Origin of the sequence: Escherichia sp. E14S1 (assembly GCF_004211995.1) — a bacterium.
GTDB lineage: Bacteria > Pseudomonadota > Gammaproteobacteria > Enterobacterales > Enterobacteriaceae > Escherichia.
Genome location: NZ_RHJQ01000016.1, coordinates 68,190 through 92,872, shown reverse-complemented (window position 1 = coordinate 92,872; position 24,683 = coordinate 68,190). Strand labels below are relative to the sequence as shown.

The window sequence follows — 24,683 nt, the reverse complement described above, 5'->3', positions numbered from 1 at the left end:
GATAAATTGTTAAAGAACAGTGCCGCTTTGCTTTTTCTCAGCGGCGCGGGGTGTGCATAATACGCCTTCCCGCTACAGAGTCAAGCATTTTTTTGCTTTTCTCTGCCGGAATTCTCAGGAGAATCCCGCTGACCCGGCGGCGTGTTTGCCGTTGTTCCGTGTCAGTGGTGGCGCATTATAGGGAGTTATTCTGAGCTGACAAGAGGAAATTTAAAATAATTTTCCGAATGCGCGTTTTTTATTCTTTATGCTTATTTCGACGCCGATCTGTTGGTTAATTGAGCGATTTCTCGGGCAAAATTCGCGACCTGCTCCCAATCGGTATAGACAACCTCTTTGCGCGTATCTGTTTCTCCGCCTGACATCTTCATAATCAGCTTGATCATAAAGCGGTCGTACCAACGATAGCGTGGATAACGCAGTGCCCCGGCAATAACGGCACAGCGATCGGGGCGCCATTGTGAACTCATCAGAAACTTTCGTGCGTAGCTGTTGGTCTGCACAGTCCGCTTCTCCGGCTTGCGTGCCACCAGGTTGACGGAGTAAAAGGCGCTCGGCATTGAGTTCAGCCGGGTGGCATGCTTTTTGACAAATGCCTGGAACGCAGAATGGTAATGACCGTAGCGAATAGAAGCGCCAATCACCACGCGATCGTAGTTTTCCCATTGTGGTTCTTCAATGCGGTGCACATTAGCGACATCCGCCTGGATCCCCAGTTCTTTCAGTTCCGAAGCCAGGTAGGAGGCAATCTCGCGCGTTTGTCCGTCCCTTGTTGAGAAAAGAATTAATGTTTTCACGTATTACTCCATCATTCACGCCAGAAAGTCGGGGTAAAGAGCACCAGCAATGTAAAGACCTCAAGACGACCAAACAGCATGTTGGCAATCAGGATCCATTTAGCCACCGGGTTCATGCTGGTAAAGTTATCAGCAACCACGCCAAGCCCTGGCCCCAGGTTATTCAATGTCGCAACAACCGAGGCAAAGGCAGAAAAGTCATCCACGCCCGTGGCGATTATCGCCAGCATACTGACAATAAACACCAATGCATAGGCGGAGAAAAATCCCCAAACGGCTTCGAGGATACGTTCCGGCAGTGCGCGATTCCCCAGCTTAATGCTATAGACGGCGTTCGGATGCACCAGTCGTTTCAGCTCACGGTTCCCCTGCTTAAACAGCAGCAGGATGCGGATCACTTTCAGGCCACCGCCCGTTGACCCGGCGCAACCGCCGATAAAAGCTGAACATAAAAGCAGTACCGGCAAAAAGAGCGGCCAGCGGGCAATGCTATCAGTCGTAAACCCGGCGGTTGTCGCCATCGACACCACCTGGAAAAATGCCTGGTTAATTGTCATCAGCGCCGAACTGTAGACATTATGAAACCACAGCACGAGGGTACAAATAACCACCAGCGTAAGCTGTACGCCGATAAACATGCGAAATTCCGGATCGCGCCAGTAGACCTTCAGACTACGCCCACTTAACAGTGAAAAGTGCAGACCGTAGTTACAGCCGGAGATCAGCAGGAAGATAGCAATGATAGTGTTAATAGTCGGGCTATCGAAATAGCCAACGCTGGCATCATGCGTCGAAAAGCCGCCAATAGCGATTGTCGCAAAGCTATGACCGATGGCATCAAAGGCATCCATTCCAGCAAACCACAGCGCCAGTGCACAGGCGACGGTCAACAAGACATAAATCAACCACAGGGTTTTCGCCGTTTCCGCAATTCGCGGACGCATTTTGTTATCTTTCAGCGGGCCGGGCATTTCCGCGCGATAGAGCTGCATCCCACCAACGCCGAGGATAGGCAGTATCGCAACCGCCAACACGATGATCCCCATCCCGCCAAACCATTGCAGCATCTGGCGATAAAAGAGGATTGCGTGAGGGAGCGAATCCAGCCCCACCAGCGTAGTGGCCCCCGTGGTGGTCAGGCCGGAGAAAGATTCAAAAAACGCATCGGTGATCGTGAGGTTCGGGCTTTCCGAGAAGATAAAAGGGAGCGCACCGACGCTACCCAGCACGGTCCAGAACAGCACCACGATCAGAAACCCTTCACGGGATTTCAGTTCGCCCTTCTCTTTACGGTTAGGCCACCACAACATAGAGCCAATAGCGAGGGCGACAAAAAAGGTCTGGGTAAATGCGCGGCCCGCCCCATCCCGGTAGATGAGTGCTACCAGCCCAGGGATAATCATTGTCCCTGAGAATAAGATGACCAGTAGTCCAACGATTCGGGTAATGGCGCGAAAATGCATCTCTGCCGCTTCCTTAGTTCTGCAAAACGAAGTGGGGATTATTCTTCAATCGCTAACAATTGCAATGAACCACGGCTAAAATCCGCCAGCTTTGCGGAAAATTCAGCCACTTTCGCCGCTGGAAGCGCCACCCGCAGCAGAACGAATGCCTGATAATCACTGTTGATAATTTTGCCGTCACACTGCCCCAGCAACGCTTCAATGCCGGTTAACTGACTATATTCACATTGCAAAGTATATTCGGTTAATGGCGTCTTGCGTTGGGTCGTTAGCTGGCGCAACGCCTGATTCACGCCGCCGCCATACGCTTTCACTAACCCACCGGTGCCAAGCAATATGCCGCCGTAGTAGCGCACCACCACAGCGGTAATTTCCCCGACGCCGCTACCCATCAGTTGGGCGAGCATCGGTTTACCTGCCGTTCCCGCCGGTTCCCCGTCGTCAGAGAAACCCAGCTGTTGAGAATCATCCGGCGCCCCCGCCACCCACGCCACACAATGGTGGCGGGCATCGGGGTGTTCTGCCCGCACCGATTCAACAAACGCTTTCGCCGCCTCAACGCCATCGGTATGCGCCAACATCGTTATGAAGCGGCTCTTTTTGATCTCTTCAACGACCGTGACCGGTGCCGCAGGAATTAACCAGCTTTCCATCACGCCAGTTTCAGATCCCGGGTCATGTTTTCCACGTTATTTTCGTGGATCACCACGTTGTCTTCGATACGAATGCCGCCGAACGGTTTCAGTGCTTCAATTTTCTGCCAGTTGAAGTGTTTGCTGAACTGCCCTTCACGCCACGGTGCCAGCAACGATTCGATGAAGTAGATACCCGGCTCAATGGTTAACACCATGCCCGGCTGGAGAATACGGGTGCAGCGCAGGTACGGATATTTTGCCGGTGCCGCGAGGTGCGTACCGCTATCATCCTGCATAAAACCTGCTACGTCATGCACCTGCAGGCCCAGCGGATGGCCGATACCGTGCGGCATAAACGGTCCGGTGAGATCGTTTTCGACCATCGCTTCTTCACTCATATCGGTGATGATTTGATGTTTACGCAGCAGTTTGGCAATGCGCTGATGGAACTGGATGTGGTAATCCACATAGCTGACGCCTGCTTTCATGGTGGCGATCAGCGCCAGTTGTTCATCATTAACGTCTTTCACCAGCTGTGCGTAGTCGTTGTCGCTTTTTGCCGACCAGGTTCGGGTCAGGTCAGCCGCATAGCCGTTATATTCTGCCCCGGCATCCAGCAGGAAGCTACGCATCTCTTCCGGTGCCTGATGGTCCAGTTTGGTGTAATGCAGCACCGAAGCGTGTTCGTTGAGCGCCACAATGTTGCTGTAAGGTACGTCGGTATCACGATGACCGGTCGCGGTCAGATAGGCAATGTTGATATCGAACTCGCTCATGCCAGAACGGAACGCTTCTTCTGCCGCGCGATGACCGCTGACCGCCATTTTCTGCGCTTCACGCATACAGGCCAGTTCGTACTCGGTTTTGAAGGAGCGGTAGTAATGCAGGTAGTCGATCACCCCTTTCGGGTTGATATTGCTGGCCTCAATGCCCAGTTGCAGCGCACGTTCCGGCACCGGACCGATATAACCAATATTGCCGCGCGCAGCAGGCAGCAGGCTACCAATGCCATCGGCTTTCGGCAGCGCGATCACGTCCACATCTTCAGTCCAGAAGGCGGTCGGCAGCGGTTCGACGTTGTGCCAGTAATCAACTGGCAGATAGAACCACAGTTTCGGCTTGTTCACGCCATCCACCAGCAACCAGCAGTTTGGCACCTGAGTTACCGGCACCCACGCTTTGAATTGCGGGTTCACTTTAAACGGATAGGGATGATCGTCGAGAAAAACATTGAACAGCTCGCCGGAGTGAATAAGTAATGCATCCAGCTTGAAGCGCGCCAGCGCATCGCGAGTCCGTTCTTGTAAGGTAGCTATATGATTTTTATAGAGCGAGGCCAGTGATTCCATTTTTTACCCTTCTGTTTTTTGACCTTAAGTCTCCGCATCTTAGCACATCGTTCATTCAGAGCGTGATTTCTGCCGAGCGTGATCAGATCGGCATTTCTTTAATCTTTTGTTTGCATATTTTTAACACAAAATACACACTTCGATGCATCTGGTACGACCAGATCACCTTGCGGATTCAGGAGACTGACATGCTTTACAAAGGCGACACCCTGTACCTTGACTGGCTGGAAGATGGCATTGCCGAACTGGTATTTGATGCCCCAGGTTCAGTTAATAAACTCGACACTGCGACCGTCGCCAGCCTCGGCGAGGCCATCGGCGTGCTGGAACAGCAATCAGATCTAAAAGGGCTGCTGCTGCGTTCGAACAAAGCAGCCTTTATCGTCGGTGCTGATATCACCGAATTTTTGTCCCTGTTCCTCGTTCCTGAAGAACAGTTAAGCCAGTGGCTGCATTTTGCCAATAGCGTGTTTAATCGCCTGGAAGATCTGCCGGTGCCGACCATTGCCGCCGTCAACGGCTATGCGCTGGGCGGTGGCTGCGAATGTGTACTGGCGACCGATTATCGTCTGGCGACGCCGGATCTGCGCATCGGTCTGCCGGAAACCAAACTGGGCATCATGCCGGGCTTTGGCGGTTCTGTACGTATGCCACGTATGCTGGGCGCTGACAGTGCGCTGGAAATCATTGCCGCCGGTAAAGATGTCGGCGCGGATCAGGCGCTGAAAATCGGTCTGGTGGATGGCGTAGTCAAAGCAGAAAAACTGATTGAAGGGGCGATGGCGATTTTACGCCAGGCCATTAACGGCGACCTCGACTGGAAAGCGAAACGTCAGCCGAAGCTAGAACCGCTAAAACTGAGCAAGATTGAAGCCACCATGAGCTTCACCATCGCTAAAGGGATGGTCGCACAAACGGCGGGGAAACATTATCCGGCCCCCATCACCGCAGTAAAAACCATTGAAGCTGCGGCCCGTTTTGGTCGTGAAGAAGCATTAAATCTGGAAAACAAAAGCTTTGTCCCGCTGGCGCATACCAACGAAGCCCGCGCACTGGTCGGCATTTTCCTTAACGATCAATATGTAAAAGGCAAAGCGAAGAAACTCACCAAAGACGTTGAAACACCGAAACAGGCCGCTGTACTGGGCGCAGGCATCATGGGTGGCGGCATCGCTTACCAGTCCGCGTGGAAAGGCGTGCCGGTTGTCATGAAAGATATCAACGACAAGTCGTTAACCCTCGGCATGACCGAAGCCGCGAAACTGCTGAACAAGCAGCTTGAGCGCGGCAAGATCGATGGTCTGAAACTGGCTGGCGTGATCTCCACGATCCACCCAACGCTCGACTACGCCGGGTTTGACCGCGTAGATATTGTGGTAGAAGCGGTTGTCGAAAACCCGAAAGTGAAAAAAGCTGTACTGGCAGAAACCGAGCAGAAAGTACGACCGGATACCGTGCTGGCGTCTAACACTTCAACCATTCCTATCAGCGAACTGGCCAACGCGCTGGAACGCCCGGAAAACTTCTGCGGAATGCACTTCTTTAACCCGGTACACCGGATGCCGTTGGTAGAAATTATTCGCGGCGAGAAAAGCTCCGACGAAACCATCGCGAAAGTCGTCGCATGGGCGAGCAAGATGGGCAAAACGCCGATTGTGGTTAACGACTGCCCCGGCTTCTTTGTTAACCGCGTGTTGTTCCCCTACTTCGCCGGTTTCAGCCAGTTGCTGCGCGACGGCGCGGACTTCCGCAAGATCGACAAAGTGATGGAAAAACAGTTTGGCTGGCCGATGGGTCCGGCATATCTGCTGGATGTTGTGGGGATTGATACCGCCCATCACGCCCAGGTGGTGATGGCTGCAGGTTTCCCGCAGCGGATGCAGAAAGATTATCGCGATGCCATCGACGCGCTGTTTGATGCCAACCGCTTTGGTCAGAAGAACGGCCTCGGTTTCTGGTGTTATAAAGAAGACAGCAAAGGTAAGCCGAAGAAAGAAGAAGACGCCGTCGTTGACGATCTGTTGGCAGAAGTCAGCCAGCCGAAGCGTGATTTTAGCGAGGAAGAGATTATCGCCCGCATGATGATCCCGATGGTCAACGAAGTGGTGCGCTGTCTGGAAGAAGGCATTATTGCCACTCCGGCAGAAGCGGATATGGCGCTGGTCTACGGCTTGGGCTTTCCTCCGTTCCACGGCGGCGCGTTCCGCTGGCTGGACACCCTCGGCAGCGCGAAATACCTCGATATGGCACAGCAATATCAGCACCTCGGCCCGCTGTACGAAGTGCCGGAAGGTCTGCGTAATAAAGCGCGTCATAACGAACCGTACTATCCCTCGGTTGAGCCAGCCCGTCCGGTTGGCGACCTGAAAACGGCTTAAGGAGTCACAATGGAACAGGTTGTCATTGTCGATGCAATTCGCACCCCGATGGGCCGTTCGAAGGGCGGTGCTTTTCGTAACGTACGTGCGGAAGATCTCTCCGCTCATTTAATGCGTAGCTTGCTGGCGCGTAATCCGGCGCTGGAAGCGGCGGCCCTCGACGATATTTACTGGGGCTGTGTGCAGCAGACGCTGGAGCAGGGTTTTAATATCGCCCGTAACGCGGCGCTGTTGGCTGAAGTACCACACTCTGTCCCGGCGGTTACCGTCAACCGTCTGTGTGGTTCATCCATGCAGGCACTGCATGATGCAGCACGAATGATCATGACTGGCGATGCACAGGCATGTCTGGTTGGCGGCGTGGAGCATATGGGCCATGTGCCGATGAGTCACGGCGTCGATTTTCACCCCGGCCTGAGCCGCAATGTCGCCAAAGCGGCGGGCATGATGGGCTTAACGGCAGAAATGCTGGCGCGTATGCACGGTATCAGCCGTGAAATGCAGGATGCCTTTGCCGCGCGGTCACACGCCCGCGCCTGGGCCGCCACGCAGTCGGGCGCATTTAAAAATGAAATCATCCCGACCGGTGGTCACGATGCCGACGGCGTATTGAAGCAGTTTAATTACGACGAAGTGATTCGCCCGGAAACCACCGTGGAAGCCCTCGCCACGCTGCGTCCGGCGTTTGATCCCGTCAGCGGTACGGTAACGGCGGGTACATCTTCTGCGCTTTCCGATGGTGCAGCTGCCATGTTGGTGATGAGTGAAAGCCGCGCCCGTGAATTAGGTCTTAAGCCGCGCGCCCGCGTGCGTTCGATGGCGGTCGTCGGTTGTGACCCGTCGATTATGGGTTACGGCCCGGTTCCGGCCTCAAAACTGGCGCTGAAAAAAGCGGGGCTTTCTGCCAGCGATATCGGTGTGTTTGAGATGAACGAAGCCTTTGCCGCGCAGATCCTGCCGTGCATTAAAGATCTGGGGCTGATGGAGCAGATCGACGAGAAGATCAACCTCAACGGTGGCGCGATCGCGCTGGGTCATCCGCTGGGCTGTTCAGGTGCTCGTATCAGTACCACGCTGCTGAATCTGATGGAGCGCAAAGATGCCCAGTTTGGTCTGGCGACGATGTGTATCGGTCTGGGTCAGGGTATTGCGACGGTGTTTGAGCGGGTTTAACCACTTGCCGGATGCGGCGTAAACGCCTTATCCGGCCCACGGTTCAGGACTATTTGTAGGCCTGATAAGACGCGCAAGCGTCGCATCAGGCATTGTTTTCCGGATGCGACATAGATCCAAATGCCACTGTATAAAGTTTTAGTTGCCGTTCTTCCCGCCTGTCAGGGGCGGGTTTTTTATGGCTTAGATAAACGCAAACGCATCGCCAAACAGACGATCTTCCCGTGCATTACGCTCATTGCAGAACAGGTCACGGGCGATTTTCGCCATCTCAAAGCGGCCAGCGATATAGATATCATGCTCCGCCAGCGTACCGTGATCCTGCAATACCGCCGTTAACACGGTGCCAGTACGTCCACGCCAGCCCGCTTCCGGTTGTTCAACTACCGGCACCACACGCAAACCAGGATGCTTCAGAGAAAGCGCCTCAAGCTCGGACAGATCATAAAGATGTTGCTCTTCACGCCCGCCCCAGTAAATGGTGATATCGCGATTGGGATTACGTGCCAGCGCTGTCAGCAAAATCGAGCGCGCATAAGAGAACCCCGTGCCGCCCGCAATCAGAATCATCGGACGTTCTTCATCATCGCGCAGCCACGCTTCACCGTGAGGAATATCCACCACGATTTGATGATCTTTAAGGATGCGATCCATAACGGCTTTGGCGTAGAGATTGATCTCCGAAGCGCCAATGTGCAGCTCAATGAAACCTTGTTCATTCGGCGTCGAAGCCATTGAAAACGGGCGTTTGTCGCGCTCGTCCATCACCACCATCAAATACTGACCAGCACGAAAAGAAAAGGCCGCGTCTGGCACGATGCGAACACGATATACGGTATCGGTGATAGCTTCTACCGAGGTCACTTTACAGCTTAAGGTTGTCATGCGCTTTCTCTGTCGGATCAATAAATAGGGCAAAACAAACGCGCATCAGGCGCTTTTACCGTTGTTAAAAATAGCCAGTTCATCCCAGATGGCATCAATACGTGCGACAACGTCCGGATCTTTTTTGATGGGACGTCCCCATTCACGCTGGGTTTCCCCTGGCCATTTATTCGTGGCATCCAGCCCCATTTTTGAACCCAGCCCGGAGACGGGCGAGGCAAAATCCAGATAATCAATAGGCGTATTTTCTACCAACACCGTATCCCGCGCAGGGTCCATACGGGTGGTAATTGCCCAAATCACATCGTTCCAGTCGCGTGCGTTAACATCATCATCGCAGACGATCACGAACTTAGTGTACATAAACTGGCGTAAGAATGACCAGACCCCCATCATGACGCGCTTCGCATGTCCGGCGTACTGTTTTTTGATTGTCACTACCGCCAGGCGATAAGAACAGCCTTCCGGCGGCAGGTAAAAATCGACAATTTCCGGGAACTGTTTTTGCAGAATCGGCACGAACACTTCGTTCAACGCCACGCCCAGTACCGCGGGTTCATCTGGCGGACGCCCGGTATAGGTGGAATGGTAAATCGCATCTTCACGCTGGGTAATATGCGTCACGGTAAATACCGGGAAACTATCGACTTCGTTATAGTAACCGGTATGGTCGCCATACGGCCCTTCCGGCGCCGTTTCGCCTTGTTCGATATACCCTTCCAGCACAATCTCCGCACTGGCGGGCACTTCAAGGTCATTGGAGATACACTTCACCACTTCGGTCTTGGTGCCGCGCAGCAATCCGGCAAAGGCGTATTCCGACAATGTATCCGGGACTGGCGTCACTGCACCGAGAATCGTAGCGGGATCGGCACCCAGCGCCACAGAAACCGGGAAACGTTCGCCCGGATGCGCCGCGCACCACTCCTGATAATCCAGTGCGCCGCCACGATGCGACAGCCAGCGCATAATCAGTTTGTTTTTACCAATCAGCTGCTGGCGATAAATACCCAGATTCTGCCGCTCTTTATGCGGGCCGCGCGTTACGGTCAGCCCCCAGGTAATTAGCGGCGCGGCGTCTTCCGGCCAGCAGGTCATAATGGGAATGCGGTTAAGATCGACGTCATCACCAGAGACGATTTTTTGTTGGCAAGGCGCACCACGCAATCGCTTTGTCGGCATGTTTAACACCTGCTTAAACTGCGGCAGTTTATCAAACAGGTCGCGGAAACCTTTTGGCGGCTCCGGCTCTTTCAGAAACGCCAATAATTTACCGACTTCACGCAGCGCCGAAACATCTTCCTGGCCCATGCCCATCGCCACGCGCTTTGGCGTACCAAACAGGTTGCACAGCACCGGCATCGAATAACCTTTGGGGTTTTCAAACAACAACGCAGGTCCACCGGCACGCAGAGTGCGGTCAGCAATTTCAGTGATTTCCAGATGCGGATCCACCGGGAGCGTGATACGTTTTAGCTCACCCTGCTGTTCAAGCAGCGTCAGGAAGTCGCGTAAATCGTTATATTTCATGGCGTCCATTGTAGCCTCTTAATCTTCGCCCATTATACGGCGTTCATCTTCGCGATGCTGTAAATTTGTTAAATTAGCGTGAACTCTGACGGCATAACGCAAACCGGGGAATATAATTAACTTAGCGTAAAGCTTTTGCTATCCTTGCGCCCCGATTAAACGGATAAGAGTCATTATGCAATCCTGGTATTTACTGTACTGCAAGCGCGGGCAACTTCAACGTGCCCAGGAGCACCTCGAAAGACAGGCGGTGAATTGCCTGGCGCCGATGATCACCCTGGAAAAAATCGTGCGAGGCAAACGTACCGCAGTCAGTGAACCATTGTTCCCCAACTACCTGTTTGTGGAATTTGATCCGGAAGTGATTCATACCACAACCATCAGTGCTACCCGCGGCGTCAGCCACTTTGTGCGCTTTGGCGCATCGCCAGCGATAGTCCCATCTGCGGTTATTCATCAACTGTCGGTGTATAAACCGGAAGACATTGTTGATCCTGCGACGCCCTATCCTGGTGATAAGGTGATTATCACCGAAGGCGCTTTCGAAGGTTTTCAGGCTATTTTCACCGAACCCGACGGCGAGGCTCGCTCTATGCTATTGCTTAATCTTATCAATAAAGAGATTAAGCACAGTGTGAAGAACACCGAGTTCCGCAAACTCTAGAACGCAATCCTAAATAACTTTTTGACATTGGCATCCGTGGTAGCAGCCAGCCATGCGGCATCTTCCCCACGCCAGTGTGCAATACGTTGCAAAATATGGGGCAGATAGGCTGGCTCATTACGCCGTGACGATGGCTTCGGCGTGAGATCGCGCGGAAGCAAATACGGTGCGTCTGTCTCAACCAGCAATTTCTCCGCCGGAATAAATGGCAACAGTTCTCGCAGCTCCAGTCCGCGTCGTTCATCGCAAACCCAACCAGTAATGCCGATATAAATTCCGCGCGCCACGCACGCCTGCATCTCTTCGCGTGTGCCGGTAAAACAGTGCAACACCGCGCCAGGCAGTTTATCCAGCCACGGCTCCAGCAACGTCATAAACCGCTCGTGGGCATCACGGCAGTGCATAAATACCGGCATGTTTAACTCTGCGGCAATGCGTAGCTGGGCAACAAAAGCGCGTTCCTGCTCTTCCGGCGTCGAAAAGTTGCGGTTAAAGTCGAGGCCACACTCACCAATCGCCACCACTTCTGGCTGCGAGGCCAGCGCCACAATCATTTCTTCTGTTGCGTCTTGCCACTGACTACTGTCATGAGGATGCACACCCGCTGTTGACCAACAGTGCGGATACTGACGCGCCAGCTTTTGCGCCTGCTGGCTTTCGCGCAGGTTAGTGCCGGTGATGAGTAGCCCATTAACTCCCGCAGCAAAAGCGCGCGCTACGACATCATCACGGTCTTTCGCAAATTGTGAGCTGGTCAGATTAACGCCGATATCAAACATCCTGCACTCCATATGACAACCGCCCTGACGGGCGGTTGAGTTTATTCTTCAGTTTTTTCGCTTTCTGCTTCAGCGTCGTTTTCTTCTTCCCGGTTTCGGCCTTTACCAACGTAAAAGCGCGAGAAGAAGACGCCAATTTCAAACAGGCAGTACATCGGGATCGCCAGCAGCGTTTGCGAGAAGACATCCGGCGGCGTCAGCAGCATCCCGACGACGAATGCACCAACCAGCACATACGGACGTTTTTTGCGTAAGTCTTCTGGCGAGGTAATCCCCATCCAGCACAGCAGCACAATCGCCACAGGCACTTCAAAGGAGATACCAAACGCCATAAACAGCGCCATCACGAAGCTCAAATAGCTGGCAATGTCGGTGGATACCTGCACCCCTTCAGGCGCGGTATTGGCAAGGAAACCAAACGCCAGCGGGAAGACCACGAAATAAGCGAACGCCATGCCGATATAAAACAGCAGAGAGCTGGAAACCAGCAGCGGCACCACCAGGCGACGTTCGTGCTTATAGAGTGCAGGAGCGATAAATGCCCACACCTGATAGAGAATCACCGGCGCTGACAGAATCAGCGACACCATAAAGGTCAGCTTGATTGGCGTAAAGAACGGCGAGGCCACATCGGTGGCGATCATCGTTGAACCTTGCGGCAACTGCTTGATCAATGGCGCGGATACCAGGTGATAAATGTCATTGGCGAAATAGACCAGACACAGAAATATCACGATCACCGCGATAATGCAGTTCAGCAGACGCTTACGCAGCTCAATCAGATGCGTGATAAGCGGTTGAGTATCTTCTACAGACATGTTTACGGTTTATCACTCGACGAAGGGGAATGTGCAGCGGTTTTCGGTTCAGCGTCCGCAGCAGGTTTTACCACCGGCTCTGGCGTGGTTTCTGGCTTCTGTTCCGGCGAACTGGCCTGCGTTTGTGCAGCGGCAGGCGTGACGCCTTCATGCGCAGCCTCATTGTCTTTCACCACCGGGTTATGAATGGTGTGCGCTTCATCGCTCGCCTTTTCAGGGTCATTCGCAACGTAGGAACGCTTCATCGACTCCGCGGCCTGGCGCAGCTCATCCATTGACGCTTTCAGTTCGGGCGTCAGGTTGGTGAGACTCGCCTTTTCAACCTTTTTCAGGCTGTCCTGAAACTCCTGGAGTTTTAACTCCTGGGTCAGTTCGTTCTGCACCGTTGTTGCCAGTGAACGCAACGCGCGAATCCAGCCCGCTACCGTTTTTACCGCCACAGGCAGTCGTTGCGGCCCCAGAACTACGAGGCCGATGATGAACACCAATAGCAGTTCGCTAAAACCGATATCAAACACGGATTACACCTGCTCTTTATCGTGGCGCTTTGCGTCTTCTGTTTTAGCCTGTTCCTGATTCGCATCCGCCTGCTTATCGGCGATTGTTTTCGCAGTAAAATCAGCATCCTGACTGGTTTTATCCTGCTTTGGTTCATCATCGCTCATTGCTTTTTTAAAGCCTTTGATCGACGCACCAAGATCGGAACCGATGGAGCCGAGCTTTTTGGTGCCAAAAAGCAGTACAACGATGACGGCAATAATCAATAACTGCCAAATACTGATACCACCCATACATGTTCCTCTGTGGTAGATGATGATTAAACAAGGCCGCATTATACGTTACACGGCCCGCCTTGAGCGATGAAAAAATCAGCGTGTTTTGCACCAACCGACAAACCAGGCGATCAGACCGGCCGCCATTAACCAGCCGGGCATCAGCCCCCATTCCGGTCGGCTGACCAACAAGAATGTGCCGCTTAATACTAACGTCGCACCAATCCCCAATAAGTAACGAGATTGTCCCTGACGCACATGATTCGACTGTAACTCGCGCGCAATCTTATCAACACTATGCTGTAAATACTTGCCCTGGCGCAAACTGTCATAAACCAATTCAGGCAGTTCTGGCATTTTTTCGATCCAGAACGGCGCTTTTTCCTTAAATGCTCTCACCAGCGCGGGAATACCGACCTGATCTTTAATCCACGATTCAAGGAAAGGTTTTGCAGTTTTCCATAAATCGAGCTGCGGATAAAGCTGCCGTCCTACTCCTTCGATATAGAGCAAGGTTTTCTGAAGTAACACCAGTTGCGGCTGCACTTCCATATTGAAGCGACGCGCCGTATTAAACAGATTTAATAGCACATGTCCAAACGAAATTTCGGCCAGCGGTTTCTCAAAGATAGGTTCGCAAACGGTACGAATGGCAAATTCGAACTCTTCAACGTTGGTATCTGGCGGTACCCAGCCTGAGTCGACATGCAGCTCTGCCACTTTGCGATAGTCGCGGTTAAAGAAGGCGATAAAGTTTTCCGCCAGATAGCGTTTATCTTCCTTGTTTAGCGAGCCGACTATCCCGCAATCAATGCCGATATATTTCGGGTTTTCCGGGTGTTCATAGCTTACGAAGATGTTGCCTGGATGCATATCGGCATGGAAAAAGCTGTCACGGAAAACCTGGGTGAAGAACACCTGCACACCGCGTTCCGCCAGCAATTTCATGTTAGTGCCGTTTTTCTCCAGCGCCGCGACATCAGAAACGGGAATGCCGTAAATGCGCTCCATCACCATCATCCCTTCGCTGCAATAGTCAGGGTAAACTTCCGGGATGTAGAGCATCGGGCTGTCTTCAAAATTGCGTCGTAACTGAATGGCGTTGGCAGATTCCCGCAGCAAATTCAATTCATCAATCAAGGTCTTTTCGTACTCGCGCACCACTTCAGTTGGGCGCAGACGGCGGCCATCCGGCAGCAAACGCGGCACCCAGCGAGCCAAGCGGTAGATAAGTTTCAGATCCGCTTTAATCACCGGCAAAATGTCCGGACGGATGACTTTAATTACCACATCTTTGCCATTCGATTTCAATCGCGCGGTATGAACCTGGGCGATAGAGGCCGACGCCAGCGGCTCGATTTCAAAATCGTCAAACCACGCCTCCACCGGCAGACCGCCCATTGCAGCTTCAATCTGTTGCTTCGCCAGTCTGCCATCAAACGGGGCGACTTTGTCCTGCAATAACGCCAGCTGATCGGCAATATGCGGCGGGAAAAGGTCACGACGGGTAGACAACATCTGCCCGAACTTGATCCATACCGGCCCCAGCTCTTGCAGCGCCAGTCGTAGTCGCTCACCTAATGGTTTGTCTTTGTGCCGATTCGGCATCCAGAATAATGAGTATCGCCATAACCGCAGCGGCAAGGTGATACGCATTTTAGGGATCAGTTCATCAAGTCCGTAGCTTAAAAAAGTGCGAATGATGAAATACAGGCGCCGTACTTCACCTGGCGTCATTAAACTGCCTCCAGTTTTTCCAGCCGTTTGGTTAACGCATCAACGGCACGTTCAACAGCGGCTGTCTCTTCCGCAAACCAGGCCACTTCAAGCGGACCAGGCGCCATACGCCACTCTTCGGTGATAGCTTCTGCCACATAACGTTGCTGGCGTTTAATACCGTGATGCAGGAACTTTGCGCCACCGCGCAGGGCTTTGCTGATGCCTTCGGCGGCAATATCACCAGTATAAGGTGCCAACAGTTCCGCAGGGTCGAACTCTGCCAGATCTGCCAACGCCACGAAATTCTGTACCACCTGAATATCGCCCTGCACTTCCAGCTCACCGCTGCGAATTAGTGCGGCAAGCTGCTGGCGGTCACGAAGTTTCGGCAACACGCTGGCGTAGGCGATAACGGTGCAATCAGCATCGCCAGACCATTCGCCCAGCACATCGACCTGCCGTTCACTAAACACCAGAATTAGCGACGTCGAAAAGCCTTTTACCTCCACGCGCAATACTTTACCCAGCAGACGCGAGCGGGCTGTTTTCAGCGCGGGTGAGCGATACAGGAAAGTGTTGAGCAGACTTTCAATTCCTGCCGTCACTAAAGGTTTAAAAGGCATAGTCGTACTCCTGTCAGAACTTATAACCACGATGCAGCGCCACAACGCCAGCCGTCAGGTTGTAATAATCGACACTTTCGAATCCGGCATCCTGCATCATGGCTTTCAGCGTATCCTGATCGGGATGCATACGGATGGATTCGGCCAGATAGCGGTAGCTGTCGGCATCGTTCGCCACCAGCGAACCAATACGTGGCAGCACATGGAAGGAGTAAGCGTCATAGGCTTTGCTTAACGGTTCGATAATCGGCTTCGAGAACTCAAGCACCAGCAGGCGACCGCCCGGTTTCAGCACGCGATACATCGAACGCAGTGCTTTATCTTTGTCGGTAACGTTACGCAGACCAAACGAAATGGTGATGCAATCAAAGGTGTTATCCGGGAACGGCAGCGCCTCTGCGTTCGCCTGAACATACTCAACGTTGCCAATCACACCGATATTGCGCAGTTTCTCACGGCCCATCTTGAGCATGGATTCATTGATATCGGCGAGAACCACTTTGCCCGTTTCACCAACCAGGCGGGAGAATTTCGCCGTCAGATCGCCGGTACCGCCAGCCAGATCCAGTACGGTCTGCCCACGACGCACACCGCTGCAATCGATCGTGAATCGCTTCCACAAACGATGAATACCAAATGACATCAAATCATTCATGACATCATATTTCGATGCCACGGAATGGAAAACGTGGGCGACCATATCCGCTTTTTGTTCCTTCGCGACGGTCTGAAAACCAAAGTGCGTCGTTTCTTGTGACTTATCCACCATCTCAATGCCTGCTCATCAAAAAATTGTTCCAGAAGTGTAACAGATTGGGCGTCGATGCCCTAGATTTCTACCCGGCTTAACTACCCCTAATGGGCTAGCGCGACTGCTGATTATATTCATCATCGCGTTGATAAGCTTCATCATTCGGCTGCCCCGGAACCGACCGCAGTCGATACTCTTCATCCTGGCTCACCGCCTGTTCAGCCAAGTCCGGATTAATCTCGCGTTTAATTTCTACCCCTAAACCGCGAAACGCTTCTGCCTGCGCCAGCACATTTCCGCGACCTGAAGAGAGTTTTTTCATCGCCTGGCGATAGTTATCCTGCGCTTTGTCCAGACTTTGACCAATCGCGGACATATCATCAATAAACAGACGCATCTTGTCGTACAGCTTGCTGGCACGATCGGCGATTTGCTGGGCGTTACGGCTTTGATGCTCATAACGCCACAGGTTGGCGATAGTACGCAACGCCACCAGCAGCGTGGTGGGGCTAACCAGCATGATGTTGTTCTTTAACGCTTCGGTGATCAGCTCTGGCTGGCGATCAAGCGCCAGTAAAAACGCTGGTTCAACGGGAATAAACATCAGCACGTAATCCAGCGTTCGTAGCCCCGGCAGCTGTTGATAATCTTTGCGCCCAAGTAAGCGGATGTGATTACGTACCGAAGCAATATGCTCCTGCAATGCGCTTTCGCGTGTGTAGTCGTCTTCCGCGTTGAAGTAGCGTTCATAGGCGACCAACGTCATTTTGGCATCGATCACCACATCTTTCCCCTGCGGCAGCCGCACGATGACATCCGGCTGCATCCGCGAGCGAGCATCATTTTCGATGCTTACCTGGGTTTCGTATTCATACCCTTCACGCAGTCCGGAAGCCTCCAGCACCCGCGTCAGTACCACTTCGCCCCAGTTCCCCTGGGTTTTGTTATCGCCTTTCAGCGCGCGCGTCAGGTTGATCGCTTCCTGGGCCATTTGCGCGTTGAGTTGCTGTAGATTACGAATTTCGTGGGTCAGGGTATGGCGTTCTTGTGCTTCTTTACCAAAGCTGTCCTGTACCTGTCGGCGAAAACCATCCAGTTGTTCACGCAGCGGCGATAACAAGTTGTTCAGACTCTGACGATTTTGTTCATCTACCCGGCGATTACTGTGCTCAAAAATACGGTTGGCGAGATTTTCAAATTGCTCGCTCAAACGCTGCTCGCTGTTGATCATCTGGCGGATTTTATCGTCAGCGTGTTGCTGTGCGGCTTCCATCCGCGTGGTTACTTCACGCAGATCCGCCTCCAGCGAAGTATTGATACTTTGCAGACTACGCACTTCGTTATTGAGCAATTCACACTCTGCGCGCCAGTGCTCACTTTGGGTAACTTGTTGTTTTGCCGCACTTAACTCCGCGACCATCTCTTCACGTTCAGCTAATTGCTCGGCTTTTTGCTGCGCATGTTGATAACTGGCAAACAGCCAACCGATGGCCACACTGACCAGCGCAATAATGGCATAAACAATGATTGTGAAATCCACAAAGCCTCCTGACGCAACAACTTACCCGCACAAAATAGAATTGTGCTGTACAAACGTCCAGTTTGAAAGAAGTTTCCTGCGAGGCGCTACGCAAAACGATCGTTTATTTTGCTTATTTTATCCCACAATATGAGACTAAGTTTATATTGTGGGACGCATCACCTTTTCCCCACTTTATTCTGTGAAACACTCGGCAATATCATCAGGAGACATCTATGGCAGAAACCTCTGCAACCACCGCTGGCGCACAAACGTTATTACGCGGACTGGCGGTTATTAATGCTGTTTATAACGGTTGCCATGACCTGAAAAGCATCGGCGAGTTCACCGGCACGACGCGGAGTACAACCCATCGTTTAGTCTCTGTTTTGGTGGAGCAACGCTATCTGCGCCATGTCCCAACTCAGGGCTACCAACTGGGCGCCAAACTGATCGAACTCGGCGCCAGAGCGCTGGAAAGCACTTCATTGTATGAAGTTGCACAGCCCGTTTTGCAACGTCTGGCCCGTTACACCCTGGACACCGTGCATCTGGGGATCGTTGAAGGCGACGAAGTGCTGTATCTGGAGAAGATCAACAGTCAGCGCGGGCTGGAAATGCGCTCACGCCCAGGCCATCGCATGCCACTGGCAATCACCGGCATCGGCAAGGCGTTGATCCTCAACCGAACAGAAGAAGAGTGGCGCACACTATTTTTGACTTGTGGTGATGAAACAAAACTGGGCGCATTTATACAAAACATGCGCCGTTATGCCGCCAGTGGTTTTGCTTTTGATCTGGAAGAGAACGAGCCCACTATCCGTTGCGTTGCAGCGCCGATTTACAACGCCCGGAATGAAATTGTGGCGGCCATTTCTGTCGCCAGTACCACCACGTATATGTCGCTGGCGCGCCTGGAAGAACTGGCACCTTACGTCAAATCCTGTGCAGAAGAGATCTCCGCTGAACTGGGCTGGGGTAAGCACGTCCGCAAAGATAATTAAACCATGATTAAAGGAAACGGCTAATGTCGGGAAATACCTCATTTATTGCCCTGGACTGGGGAACGTCATCGCTTCGGGCATGGCGTTTTGGTGACTCACCAGATCCACAAGAAAAACGTGAATTCCCTTGGGGAATCATGAAATTACCCTCCCAGGCAGCAACACGTGAGGACGCTTTCCACGATACATTTTTACGTGTCTGTGGAGACTGGCTGGCACAATCCCCCTGCCCGGTTCTGGCTTGTGGCATGATCGGCAGTGCGCAAGGGTGGCAACCAGCAGCTTATTTACCTTGCCCGGTCACTCTCGATGGCCTGGCGAAGCAACTGACGCCGGTTATCCACCAGCAGCAGACAATGCTGCACATCATTCCCGGCGTGATTAAAGAAGGTGAAATGCCCGAAGTGATGCGTGGCGAAGAGACACAAATCTTCGGTGCCATCACAATGGAACCTGCTCTGCAAGACGCAATCCGTAAGGGGGTGCCGGTGCTGATTGGCTTACCTGGCACTCATGCGAAATGGGCGGTGGTTGAAAACAACACCATTACCGATTTCCGAACCTTTATGACGGGCGAATTATTTGATGTTTTATCCCGCCATTCGATTCTTGGCGCCACCATGCATTCGGGAGATGAGCCGCACTGGGATGCCTTTGCCCAAGGACTGACAGCGGCACTGGAGCATCATCAGACCGGATTATTATCGACGCTGTTTTCGACCCGTTCGCGCTTGCTGACCGATAATCTTACGCCGTCCTCACAGGGAGATTATCTTTCTGGATTACTGATAGGCCATGAATTATGTGGTCTGGCATCCAGCTTGCTGCGTGATTTACCCGCCACAACGCCGATCGCCTTAATCGGTAGCGCCACCCTGAACAGCCGCTATTCACGGGCGTTCAGCCACGTTTTTCCCGACAGACAGCTTCACGCCATTCCTAATGCCACTGAACAGGGATTATGGCGAATCGCCCACGCTGCCGGGTTACTCTCCACCAACGCCAGGGAATGTACTCATGCCATTTAATACGCTTTTGCAAAAAACCGGGTTAGTCGCCATTTTACGCGGCGTGAAACCGGATGAGATTGTCGCCATCGGTGAAAAGCTGTACGCCGCCGGATTCCGCCTGATTGAGATTCCCATGAACTCGCCGGAGCCGTTGCAAAGTATCAGTCTACTGCGCGACGCCCTGCCTAAGGACTGCCTGGTCGGAGCCGGAACTGTGCTTTCAGTAGAGCAGGTGGTCGCGGTTAAAGAGGCTGGAGGCCAGATTATCGTGATGCCGCATTGCGATACTGCGGTGATCCGTCGCGCCCGTGCGCTGGGTATGTATTGCGCGCCTGGCGTCGCTACGCCCACTGAAGCCTTTGCTGCCATTGAACACGGCGCCAATGCCATCAAGCTGTTCCCGGCCGAACAAATTACGCCAGAAGTCACCAAAGCCTGGCGTGCGGTTATTCCGCAATCCGTTCCGATGTTACCGGTTGGCGGTATCACACCGGAAACCATGGCGCGTTATCTGAGCCACGGCGCAAACGGTTTTGGCCTCGGTTCTGCGCTATATCGCCCCGGCATGACGCCAGAGCAGGTCTATGAAAATGCAGTGCTTTTTATGAACGCATGGAACAATTTAAATAATAAATAACTGATAAATAAGGATATAAAACCAATGATAAAACATCTTACCTTACCGAAAAAAATGGCTGCGATGGTACTTCTTGCAGGCGCTGCCCTCAGCACTGCACCCGTACAGGCGGCTTCCTACCCAACCAAACAGATCGAGTTAGTCGTACCCTACGCTGCCGGAGGCGGTACGGATCTGGTTGCCCGAGCCTTTGCTGATGCCGCCAAAAACCATTTACCCGTCAGCATCGGGGTTATCAATAAACCTGGCGGTGGCGGCGCTATTGGCCTGAGCGAAATCGCCGCTGCCCGCCCTAACGGTTACAAAATCGGTTTAGGCACGGTTGAACTGACCACCCTTCCCGGCCTCGGAATGGTGCGTTTTAAAACCAGCGACTTCAAACCCATCGCCCGTCTGAATGCGGATCCGGCGGCTATCACCGTCCGTGCCGATGCGCCGTGGAATAGCTATGACGAATTTATGACTTACGCCAAAGCGAATCCCGGAAAAGTACGCATTGGTAACTCAGGCACCGGGGCTATCTGGCATCTGGCGGCGGCTGCTCTGGAAGACAAAACGGGCGCGAAGTTTTCTCATGTCCCTTATGACGGCGCAGCCCCTGCCATTACAGGTCTGTTAGGCGGGCACATTGAAGCGGTTTCTGTAAGCCCAGGTGAAGTTATCAACCATGTGAAAGGTGGCAAGCTGAAGACACTGGTGGTGATGGCGGATGAGCGTGTGAAAGCCATGCCTGACGTACCGACGTTAAAAGAGAAAGGCATTGATCTCTCTATCGGCACCTGGCGCGGTCTGATTGTGTCGCAAAAAACGCCGCAGGATGTGGTGGATGTTCTGGCGAAGGCAGCAAAAGAGACGGCTGAAGAGCCTGTATTTCAGGATGCTCTGCAAAAGTTGAATCTCAACTATGCATGGCTTGATGGCGTCAGCTTCCAGACACAAATCAGCGAGCAGGAACAGTATTTTGACGAGCTGCTAACTCGCCTGGGCCTGAAAAAATAATCCCGAGGTACGGTCGATGAACACAAAACAGTCTGTTGCTCAACTCGCCGTACCGCACCGCAAGCGCCTTTCATCCACCGTGGTGGTGGCGCTGTTACTTTGCGTAGTTGCTGGCACAGTGATGATTAATGCCGCTGATTTTCCAGCAACTGCCATTGAAACGGATCCCGGTGCAAGTGCCTTCCCTACCTTCTATGCCTGCGCCCTGATTGTGCTCGCTGTCTTGCTGGTGATACGTGATCTTTTGCTGGCAAAACCAGAATCTTGCGCCAACGCACAGGAAAAACCGGCATTCAGGAAAACGGCAACGGGAATTGCGGCAACCGCGTTTTATATTGTGGCGATGAGCTACTGCGGTTATCTCATTACTACTCCTGTTTTCCTCATCGTCATTATGACGTTGATGGGCTACAGGCGATGGGTACTCACACCGGGTATTGCGCTGTTGTTAACGGCAATCCTCTGGTTGCTGTTCGTCGAAGCGTTACAGGTGCCATTGCCTGTCGGCACATTTTTCGAATAACAGGGGCCAGCAATGTTTGAAAGTGAACTTTTAACTCAGGGTTTTTCGACATTACTCAGTAATCCTCAGGCGCTGCTGTTTGCCACGTTTGGGGTGATGCTGGGTATTGTGATTGGCGCCCTGCCCGGTTTAACAGCGACCATGGGGGTGGCGATTTTACTGCCTTTCACCTACGGCATGGAGCCTGTTTCTGGCTTGTTGATGATTTGCGGCGTCTTTTTTGGCGGCGTCTATGGCGGTTCTATCACCGCAATTTTGCTCAAAATTCCAGGCACACCCGCAGCCGCAGCCACCGCAATTGACGGTTATGAGCTGACGAAGCAGGGAAAAGCCGGGCTGGCGTTGAGTGCCGCCACGTTCTCTTCCTTTAGCGGCGGAACAATCAGCATTATTGTGCTGATGTTTCTCTCTCCGGTACTTGCCAGTTGGGCGTTGAAGTTTAGTGCTTCAGAGTCCTTCGCCCTGGCAACCTTCGGGCTGAGTATTATTGCCAGTATTTCCGGCGAGTCGTTGATTAAAGGACTGATTGCCGGAGTTGGCGGATTGCTGATCGCAACGATAGGCCTTGATCCAATGGGCGGTTTTCCACGGTTTACAGGTGGATTTGTGGAGCTGATGAATGTGCCATTTATCCCGGTGATGATTGGTTTATTTGCTGCTTCAGAGGCATTCCGCTCTATGGAGCAAAACCAGCAAATTCGTCAGGGGGCGAAGGTGGCTATCGGCAGTCTGTTACTGCCCTGGCAAACGCTACGTCGCATCGCATTAACCATTTTGCGCTCATCAGGATTAGGGGTTTTTATCGGCATGATCCCCGGTGCGGGGGCGGATATTGCAGCTTTTGTTGCCTATAACGAAACTCGTCGTTTCAGTAAGACACCAGAAAACTTTGGTAAGGGTGAGATTAAGGCGGTGGCGTCCAGTGAGGCAGGCGCGAATGGCTGCACCGGTGGCGCCTTGTTACCTATGCTGACGCTGGGGATCCCTGGCGATGCGGTAACCGCCATCATGCTGGGCGCGTTAACGTTACAAGGGATGCAACCAGGCCCACTGATGTTTACCGACCACGGCGATATGGTTTATACGCTGTTTGTCGGCATGATCTTCTGTTACTTCATGCTGTTAGTGCTTGGGCTGCTCTCTTTGAAAGTCATCGGCAACGTGGTGAAGATCCCCGGCAATATTCTCACGCCGATGATCCTCGCGCTTTGTGTTGTTGGGACTTATGCGCTGAACAATAGCCTGTTTGATGTCGGCATTATGCTGATTGCGGGCGTAGTGGGCTATTTCATGCAGAAAGGGGGATATCCGGCGTCGCCAGTGGTCCTGGCATTGATTATGGGGCCAATGGCAGAAAGTAATTTTCGCCGGGCGCTGTCGCTTTCGGGTGGGTCACTCGACTTTCTGTATACCCGACCGATCACCCTGGCATTGCTGACTCTGGCAGCCTTTACGCTACTGACACCAATAATCCGCAAAATTATGCGCTTACGGCGTCAGTAACAGATATCGCTCTCCGAAGTTGGCGAGTATGAGACTGATGACAAACGCTAAATTGCCTGATGCGCTGCGCTTATCAGGCCTACCACAGAAATGCAATATATTGAATTTGCATGCTTTTGTAGGCCAGGATAAGGCGTTCACGCCGCATCCGGCATGAACAAAGCACACGTTAACAACAATCGGAATGCTCCCCTAAGCCAGGGAGCATTTTTTTATTTCAGCAGACGACGCGCCGCTTCCACTACGATTTTCACCGCATGGCTTTCGGTTTGTTTCATCGTCTCGGCGTTCGGGATCTCTTGCTGGGTACGGTTAACGATAACGCCCGCCACCATACCGGCGCGCAGGCCCTGGCTTGCACACATGGTCAGCAAAGTTGCAGATTCCATTTCATAGTTCATCACGCCCATCGCCTGCCACTCTTCCATAGAACCTTTAAAGTGACGGACTACGCGACCAGAGTAAGTATCGTAACGCTCCTGGCCCGGGTAGAAGGTGTCAGAAGAAGCAGTCACACCAATGTGGGTGGTCGCGCCAATGGATTTCGCGGCTTCTACCAGTGCAGTCGTACATTCGAAATCAGCGACAGCCGGGAACTCCAGCGGAGCGAAGTGCAGGCTCGCGCCATCCAGACGAACAGACGCCGTGGTAACCAGGACATCACCAACATTAATATGCGGCTGAATAGCTCCCGTCGTACCGATACGCAGGAAAGTGCGAATGCCCAGCTGTGCCAGCTCTTCAACAGCAATAGAAGTAGACGGACCGCCGATACCGGTAGAGCAGACAATAACAGGTTTACCATCCAGCTCTGCGCGCCAGGTGGTGAATTCGCGGTGAGATGCCAGCTTAACCGGCTTATCCATCAGCGCGGCGATCTTTTCCACACGATCCGGGTCGCCAGGGACGATGGCAAGCGTAGCCCCTTGTAAATCGTTTTTAGTGAGGCCGAGATGAAAAACATCAGACTTGGACATATACAACTCCTCTGTGAATCGGTTTAGTCAGAAGAAGCAAAAAGACACTTTACCGAAGGATTTAACATTTTTTCGTGACACCCATCACCATGACGCAAATGTGTTGCATGCATTTACCTGATAAAAGTGATTTAAATCACATAAATAACTCTTTACCGTGTGTTGTTGCATAAA

Annotated in this window: 24 protein-coding genes; 9 read left to right on the top strand and 15 right to left on the bottom strand. The window is 52.7% G+C overall.

Annotated features, from left to right (window positions below; translation table 11 throughout):
* Positions 1 to 251: 251 nt before the first annotated feature.
* The 4 genes from hemG to pepQ are packed head-to-tail and all read right to left on the bottom strand — an operon-like array spanning position 252 to position 4,244.
* Positions 252 to 797, bottom strand: coding sequence for a menaquinone-dependent protoporphyrinogen IX dehydrogenase (hemG, locus tag D9734_RS18245; RefSeq protein WP_130209490.1), 546 nt, complete (start codon positions 795 to 797; stop codon positions 252 to 254).
* An 11-nt stretch (positions 798 to 808) separates the two neighbouring features.
* Entirely contained in the window at positions 809 to 2,260 is a 1,452-nt protein-coding gene (trkH, locus tag D9734_RS18240; RefSeq protein WP_130209488.1) for a Trk system potassium transporter TrkH, read from the bottom strand.
* A 38-nt stretch (positions 2,261 to 2,298) separates the two neighbouring features.
* A complete protein-coding gene (locus D9734_RS18235) occupies positions 2,299 to 2,913 on the bottom strand; it encodes an IMPACT family protein (RefSeq protein WP_001296979.1) in 615 nt (204 codons plus the stop codon).
* The gene (gene pepQ / locus D9734_RS18230) at positions 2,913 to 4,244 is read right to left on the bottom strand and encodes a Xaa-Pro dipeptidase (protein WP_130209486.1); all 1,332 of its coding nucleotides are present in this window, start codon (positions 4,242 to 4,244) and stop codon (positions 2,913 to 2,915) included. The genes D9734_RS18235 and pepQ overlap by 1 nt, the downstream gene beginning before the upstream one ends.
* A gap of 188 nt (positions 4,245 to 4,432) precedes the next feature.
* On the opposite strand from pepQ, the gene fadB reads away from it, so the two are divergent.
* Positions 4,433 to 6,622 (top strand): fatty acid oxidation complex subunit alpha FadB, encoded by a 2,190-nt coding sequence (gene fadB, locus D9734_RS18225; protein ID WP_130209484.1) that lies wholly within the window; start codon positions 4,433 to 4,435, stop codon positions 6,620 to 6,622.
* 9 nt (positions 6,623 to 6,631) lie between these two features.
* On the top strand, positions 6,632 to 7,795 hold the full coding sequence (gene fadA, locus D9734_RS18220) for an acetyl-CoA C-acyltransferase FadA (protein ID WP_130209482.1): 1,164 nt from the start codon (positions 6,632 to 6,634) through the stop codon (positions 7,793 to 7,795).
* Positions 7,796 to 7,978: 183 nt separating this feature from the next.
* On the opposite strand, the gene fre is transcribed toward fadA, so the two are convergent.
* Together fre and ubiD are read right to left on the bottom strand one after the other, a co-directional pair.
* Positions 7,979 to 8,680, bottom strand: a complete 702-nt coding sequence (gene fre, locus D9734_RS18215; RefSeq protein WP_130209480.1) for an NAD(P)H-flavin reductase — start codon at positions 8,678 to 8,680, stop codon at positions 7,979 to 7,981.
* 45 nt (positions 8,681 to 8,725) lie between these two features.
* Complete coding sequence (ubiD, locus tag D9734_RS18210) at positions 8,726 to 10,219, bottom strand: 4-hydroxy-3-polyprenylbenzoate decarboxylase (protein ID WP_000339805.1); 1,494 nt, start codon at positions 10,217 to 10,219, stop codon at positions 8,726 to 8,728.
* 166 nt (positions 10,220 to 10,385) lie between these two features.
* On the opposite strand from ubiD, the gene rfaH reads away from it, so the two are divergent.
* The gene (gene rfaH / locus D9734_RS18205) at positions 10,386 to 10,874 is read left to right on the top strand and encodes a transcription/translation regulatory transformer protein RfaH (protein WP_130209478.1); all 489 of its coding nucleotides are present in this window, start codon (positions 10,386 to 10,388) and stop codon (positions 10,872 to 10,874) included.
* Here the strand turns inward: rfaH and tatD are convergent.
* The 8 genes from tatD to rmuC all read right to left on the bottom strand — a co-directional run bounded on the left by tatD (position 10,871) and on the right by rmuC (position 17,877).
* The gene (gene tatD / locus D9734_RS18200) at positions 10,871 to 11,653 is read right to left on the bottom strand and encodes a 3'-5' ssDNA/RNA exonuclease TatD (RefSeq protein WP_130209476.1); all 783 of its coding nucleotides are present in this window, start codon (positions 11,651 to 11,653) and stop codon (positions 10,871 to 10,873) included. The genes rfaH and tatD overlap by 4 nt on opposite strands.
* Positions 11,654 to 11,694: 41 nt before the next feature.
* Entirely contained in the window at positions 11,695 to 12,471 is a 777-nt protein-coding gene (gene tatC / locus D9734_RS18195) for a Sec-independent protein translocase subunit TatC (protein ID WP_000109937.1), read from the bottom strand.
* Positions 12,472 to 12,473: 2 nt separating this feature from the next.
* A complete protein-coding gene (gene tatB / locus D9734_RS18190) occupies positions 12,474 to 12,989 on the bottom strand; it encodes a Sec-independent protein translocase protein TatB (RefSeq protein WP_130209474.1) in 516 nt (171 codons plus the stop codon).
* Between the two features lie 3 nt (positions 12,990 to 12,992).
* Positions 12,993 to 13,262, bottom strand: coding sequence for a Sec-independent protein translocase subunit TatA (tatA, locus tag D9734_RS18185; protein WP_130209472.1), 270 nt, complete (start codon positions 13,260 to 13,262; stop codon positions 12,993 to 12,995).
* Positions 13,263 to 13,340: 78 nt separating this feature from the next.
* Entirely contained in the window at positions 13,341 to 14,981 is a 1,641-nt protein-coding gene (gene ubiB, locus D9734_RS18180; RefSeq protein ID WP_130209470.1) for a ubiquinone biosynthesis regulatory protein kinase UbiB, read from the bottom strand.
* A complete protein-coding gene (gene ubiJ, locus D9734_RS18175) occupies positions 14,981 to 15,586 on the bottom strand; it encodes a ubiquinone biosynthesis protein UbiJ (protein ID WP_130209468.1) in 606 nt (201 codons plus the stop codon). Before ubiJ ends, ubiB begins: the two co-directional genes overlap by 1 nt.
* A gap of 13 nt (positions 15,587 to 15,599) precedes the next feature.
* Positions 15,600 to 16,355 (bottom strand): bifunctional demethylmenaquinone methyltransferase/2-methoxy-6-polyprenyl-1,4-benzoquinol methylase UbiE, encoded by a 756-nt coding sequence (gene ubiE / locus D9734_RS18170; RefSeq protein WP_000227958.1) that lies wholly within the window; start codon positions 16,353 to 16,355, stop codon positions 15,600 to 15,602.
* Between the two features lie 94 nt (positions 16,356 to 16,449).
* Complete coding sequence (gene rmuC, locus D9734_RS18165) at positions 16,450 to 17,877, bottom strand: DNA recombination protein RmuC (RefSeq protein WP_130209466.1); 1,428 nt, start codon at positions 17,875 to 17,877, stop codon at positions 16,450 to 16,452.
* Positions 17,878 to 18,092: 215 nt separating this feature from the next.
* On the opposite strand from rmuC, the gene D9734_RS18160 reads away from it, so the two are divergent.
* From D9734_RS18160 to D9734_RS18135, 6 genes are read left to right on the top strand one after another with little or no spacing between them, the layout of a single operon-like run.
* Positions 18,093 to 18,860, top strand: a complete 768-nt coding sequence (locus D9734_RS18160) for an IclR family transcriptional regulator (protein WP_130209464.1) — start codon at positions 18,093 to 18,095, stop codon at positions 18,858 to 18,860.
* A 23-nt stretch (positions 18,861 to 18,883) separates the two neighbouring features.
* Positions 18,884 to 19,888: a 2-dehydro-3-deoxygalactonokinase gene (locus D9734_RS18155; protein ID WP_130209462.1), complete on the top strand. Its 1,005-nt coding sequence runs from the start codon at positions 18,884 to 18,886 to the stop codon at positions 19,886 to 19,888.
* Positions 19,878 to 20,507, top strand: coding sequence for a 2-dehydro-3-deoxy-6-phosphogalactonate aldolase (locus D9734_RS18150; protein WP_130209460.1), 630 nt, complete (start codon positions 19,878 to 19,880; stop codon positions 20,505 to 20,507). The genes D9734_RS18155 and D9734_RS18150 overlap by 11 nt, the downstream gene beginning before the upstream one ends.
* Positions 20,508 to 20,531: 24 nt before the next feature.
* Positions 20,532 to 21,506, top strand: a complete 975-nt coding sequence (locus tag D9734_RS18145) for a tripartite tricarboxylate transporter substrate binding protein (RefSeq protein WP_130209458.1) — start codon at positions 20,532 to 20,534, stop codon at positions 21,504 to 21,506.
* Between the two features lie 16 nt (positions 21,507 to 21,522).
* On the top strand, positions 21,523 to 22,029 hold the full coding sequence (locus tag D9734_RS18140) for a tripartite tricarboxylate transporter TctB family protein (protein WP_130209456.1): 507 nt from the start codon (positions 21,523 to 21,525) through the stop codon (positions 22,027 to 22,029).
* 12 nt (positions 22,030 to 22,041) lie between these two features.
* Positions 22,042 to 23,532, top strand: coding sequence for a tripartite tricarboxylate transporter permease (locus D9734_RS18135; protein ID WP_130209454.1), 1,491 nt, complete (start codon positions 22,042 to 22,044; stop codon positions 23,530 to 23,532).
* 212 nt (positions 23,533 to 23,744) lie between these two features.
* On the opposite strand, the gene udp is transcribed toward D9734_RS18135, so the two are convergent.
* Positions 23,745 to 24,509 carry a uridine phosphorylase gene (gene udp / locus D9734_RS18130; RefSeq protein WP_130209452.1) on the bottom strand — a complete coding sequence of 255 codons (765 nt, stop codon included), beginning with the start codon at positions 24,507 to 24,509 and terminating at the stop codon, positions 23,745 to 23,747.
* Between the last annotated feature and the right edge of the window lie 174 nt (positions 24,510 to 24,683).

Bases quoted from the DNA above. Each gene is read 5' to 3' on its own strand.
- fadA (WP_130209482.1), top strand. From the start codon at position 6,632: ATGGAACAGGTTGTCATTGTCGATGCAATTCGCACCCCGATGGGCCGT.
- fadB (WP_130209484.1), top strand. From the start codon at position 4,433: ATGCTTTACAAAGGCGACACCCTGTACCTTGACTGGCTGGAAGATGGC.
- D9734_RS18155 (WP_130209462.1), top strand. From the start codon at position 18,884: ATGTCGGGAAATACCTCATTTATTGCCCTGGACTGGGGAACGTCATCG.
- D9734_RS18235 (WP_001296979.1), bottom strand. From the start codon at position 2,913: ATGGAAAGCTGGTTAATTCCTGCGGCACCGGTCACGGTCGTTGAAGAG.
- ubiE (WP_000227958.1), bottom strand. From the start codon at position 16,355: ATGGTGGATAAGTCACAAGAAACGACGCACTTTGGTTTTCAGACCGTC.
- D9734_RS18135 (WP_130209454.1), top strand. From the start codon at position 22,042: ATGTTTGAAAGTGAACTTTTAACTCAGGGTTTTTCGACATTACTCAGT.
- tatC (WP_000109937.1), bottom strand. From the start codon at position 12,471: ATGTCTGTAGAAGATACTCAACCGCTTATCACGCATCTGATTGAGCTG.
- fre (WP_130209480.1), bottom strand. From the start codon at position 8,680: ATGACAACCTTAAGCTGTAAAGTGACCTCGGTAGAAGCTATCACCGAT.
- ubiB (WP_130209470.1), bottom strand. From the start codon at position 14,981: ATGACGCCAGGTGAAGTACGGCGCCTGTATTTCATCATTCGCACTTTT.
- rfaH (WP_130209478.1), top strand. From the start codon at position 10,386: ATGCAATCCTGGTATTTACTGTACTGCAAGCGCGGGCAACTTCAACGT.
- tatA (WP_130209472.1), bottom strand. From the start codon at position 13,262: ATGGGTGGTATCAGTATTTGGCAGTTATTGATTATTGCCGTCATCGTT.
- udp (WP_130209452.1), bottom strand. From the start codon at position 24,509: ATGTCCAAGTCTGATGTTTTTCATCTCGGCCTCACTAAAAACGATTTA.
- D9734_RS18140 (WP_130209456.1), top strand. From the start codon at position 21,523: ATGAACACAAAACAGTCTGTTGCTCAACTCGCCGTACCGCACCGCAAG.
- D9734_RS18145 (WP_130209458.1), top strand. From the start codon at position 20,532: ATGATAAAACATCTTACCTTACCGAAAAAAATGGCTGCGATGGTACTT.
- trkH (WP_130209488.1), bottom strand. From the start codon at position 2,260: ATGCATTTTCGCGCCATTACCCGAATCGTTGGACTACTGGTCATCTTA.
- ubiD (WP_000339805.1), bottom strand. From the start codon at position 10,219: ATGGACGCCATGAAATATAACGATTTACGCGACTTCCTGACGCTGCTT.
- D9734_RS18150 (WP_130209460.1), top strand. From the start codon at position 19,878: ATGCCATTTAATACGCTTTTGCAAAAAACCGGGTTAGTCGCCATTTTA.
- pepQ (WP_130209486.1), bottom strand. From the start codon at position 4,244: ATGGAATCACTGGCCTCGCTCTATAAAAATCATATAGCTACCTTACAA.
- ubiJ (WP_130209468.1), bottom strand. From the start codon at position 15,586: ATGCCTTTTAAACCTTTAGTGACGGCAGGAATTGAAAGTCTGCTCAAC.
- D9734_RS18160 (WP_130209464.1), top strand. From the start codon at position 18,093: ATGGCAGAAACCTCTGCAACCACCGCTGGCGCACAAACGTTATTACGC.
- tatD (WP_130209476.1), bottom strand. From the start codon at position 11,653: ATGTTTGATATCGGCGTTAATCTGACCAGCTCACAATTTGCGAAAGAC.